Here is a 2,088-nt window from a genome sequence, read left to right as displayed (position 1 = left end):
GATACCGTTCTCGAGCTCAGCGCCTGACCCCATCACCACGAAGGACCAACCGTTACACCACCACCCGGGACTTGACCAATTAGTTGCATCCACTGAATGGTTGTTACGTATGGTTGTCTTATGTTGAACATGCCAAAGAGTGCTCATGGGGTTGAGCAGTAGTGCCGAAACGAAGTCCTCGTCGTGCCACGATATCGACAGTCGCGCAGTTGGCACAGGTTTCAACGGCAACTGTGTCTCGGGTGCTTTCCGGAGCGCTTCCAGTCAATGAGTCGACGCGCGAGCGTGTCTTGGATGCCATCGAGAAGCTTAATTACCGCCCGAGCGAACTGACTCGTGCTGTATTCGCGGGGAGATCCAATTCGATCGGGCTGCTGCTCGCGGATATGCGGAATCCCTACTACATTGACCTCGTTGATGGGGTCTTTCAGGTCGCCACACCCGCGGGAGCTTTACCCTACCTCGCATTAGGCAACCGTGACCCAGAGACGGAACAACGGATGCTCGAGCTTATGGATTCGCATCGTGTTCGTGGACTGATCAGCACTATGGGTCCTACCGGCGATCCGATCGTCGCGTCAATGGCCGATGCTGGCACAGAGTGCGTATACATGGCACGGCCGACGGAGGTACATCATCCTCGCGTCCATACAGTGCGACTCAATGACCTGACGGCTGGTCGTCTCGCCTGGCGACACCTTTCCGAACTCGGCCGGACTGACGTGCTCGTTGTCACGCAACCCGAGGATGCGCCTACGCGACGGGACCGCCTGTCTGGCTTTTTCGCCGCCGCCCTAGAAGATGGATACCGTCTCGACGAGAACTCGATATTCCACCTCGATTCGCTACAGAGTCCAAACCTCGAGCTTCAGGAGCACATAAACCGGCGGGTCAGGAACGGTGAGATCACAGCGGTATTTGCGACTACGGGCATCGCGACGGCAATCACCTACGAGGCATTGAGTACAACTGGCCTTTTGATTCCCGGCGAAGTCGCGATGCTCGGATTCGACGAATTTGCCTGGGCAGGATACTTGTCTCCAGCAATTTCGGTGATAGTCCAACCTGCCGTCGAAATGGGACGAGCCGCCGCGCAACTCATTCTTGACGAGCCAGGAGAGAGTGTCCATTTGCGTTTCGAACCGTCCCTGATTCCCCGAGCTTCGACTGTGGGCGCCTGAGTCTGGCGAGCGACCTGGAAGGATACAAAAGCACGCCAGCATCATGACGCGTGCATTGCGTGGTATTATCTACATGTAACTAGTTACATTAGTTATTGGTTGCTTGATGTCAGCTTCGCTTGAAGGAGCAATAGCGTGCCCGAGTTCCCCATCATGATCATCTCGAACGAGAGCGAGGAATCGCACGCCGGCACCACGGCCTTCGACGCCCTCGCCGCGGCGCTGACCCCCCTCGATATCGACGTGGTACGCGTTCCCAGCGCGCACCACGCCACGATCATCTCGATGGCCAGCCGGGTCTCGGCCGTCGTCGTGTCCGTCGCGGCGCCGGATCAGACGGTTGACATTGCCGCGACGGTCGCCAAGGCTACCCGGCTCGTCCACGCGATTAGAGCGCGCAACGAGCAGCTCCCGATCTTCCTGTTCGGGGAACGCCTCACCGCACGCGTGATCCCCTCCGACGTGCTGCAGCACGTTCACGGCTGCATCAACGCCTACGAGGACACGGGTCTGCTGCACGAGTTGGTGACAGCTTGGTCAGGCAGCGAGTGCGACCTGCTCGTTCATGATGGCCTCGTACTCGACCGGCGTCAAACGCCCCAGGCGAGCCTGCCGGCGACGCCGGTGATAGGTCCGCTCGATCCAAACCACGATCGCGAGTCTCAGCTCTTCCCGTGTGGCCCAGGTGCGGCGGTTGAGGACGTTCTTCTGCAGCAGGCTGAAGAACGATTCCATCGCCGCGTTATCGCCAGCAGCACCAACCCGACCATGCCGTGCTGGTCAAGAGCACGGCGGAGCTTGGAACCTACCCCCATTTCTTGGACACGCTAATCCAGCATCGCGCTGGAGAAAGCGAGAATGTCAGCGATGGCAAAGAACAACTACAGCGAGGACTTCAAGCATCGCG

Annotated in this window: 1 protein-coding gene and 2 pseudogenes; 2 read left to right on the top strand and 1 reads right to left on the bottom strand. The window is 58.8% G+C overall.

Annotated features, from left to right (window positions below):
- The first annotated feature begins 161 nt into the window (after window positions 1-161).
- Entirely contained in the window at window positions 162-1,181 is a 1,020-nt protein-coding gene (locus tag AC0KXF_RS15130) for a LacI family DNA-binding transcriptional regulator (protein WP_473109958.1), read from the top strand.
- Between the two features lie 153 nt (window positions 1,182-1,334).
- Window positions 1,335-1,676 (top strand): annotated as a pseudogene (locus AC0KXF_RS15125) (Orn/Lys/Arg decarboxylase N-terminal domain-containing protein); the annotation flags it as partial.
- Between the two features lie 42 nt (window positions 1,677-1,718).
- Here AC0KXF_RS15125 and AC0KXF_RS15120 read toward each other — a convergent pair.
- A pseudogene (locus AC0KXF_RS15120) lies at window positions 1,719-1,949 on the bottom strand (IS3 family transposase); the annotation flags it as partial.
- Between the last annotated feature and the right edge of the window lie 139 nt (window positions 1,950-2,088).

It is taken from the genome of Leucobacter holotrichiae, assembly GCF_055791005.1.
The sequence above is the reverse complement of the archived record's forward strand: the minus strand, read 5'-3'. Positions and strand labels throughout refer to the sequence as shown.